1 protein-coding gene is annotated in these 402 nt (G+C 73.9%); it reads right to left on the bottom strand.

All coding sequences use genetic code 11. The features are described 5' to 3' along the window. Window positions 1-237: type I phosphomannose isomerase catalytic subunit (locus CCN42_RS45045; RefSeq protein WP_339384453.1), on the bottom strand; the 237-nt coding region annotated here is incomplete at its 3' end. Window positions 238-402 lie beyond the last annotated feature (165 nt).

Genomic DNA, 402 nt, shown 5'->3' with positions numbered 1-402 from the left:
TCGCGGCCCGAAGCGACGCACGACGGTGTCGCCCAACTCGCCCCGCGGGTCCTCCTCGATGATCCGGTCCAGCCCTCGAGGACGTCCCTCGCGCTGCACCCGGGAGGGAGCGCCGGGGTGCGCGCCCATCCACAGCTCCGCCTGCGGTGAGCCGTCCGGGGTGGTGCCCATCAGGGCGGGCAGTGCGGTGGGCGAGCCCCAGGGGTAGGGGCGAACGGTGTTGATGAGGCGGTCCATGTGAGGGGATTCCTTTCGAACGGCCGCCTGGTGCCGGGGCGGGCGGCGGGCGGCGGAACCATCGGCCGGTGGTCCGACGCCGATCGGTTGCGAGAACGGTGGGGAGCGGGAGGGGAGCGTGCGTGCGGGGACGGCAGCGGTGCCGTGTACCGGTGGGTCACCTGA

It is taken from the genome of Streptomyces glaucescens (genome assembly GCF_002154375.1).
Taxonomy (GTDB): domain Bacteria; phylum Actinomycetota; class Actinomycetes; order Streptomycetales; family Streptomycetaceae; genus Streptomyces; species Streptomyces glaucescens.
This window is presented reverse-complemented; position numbering and strand designations above follow the sequence as displayed.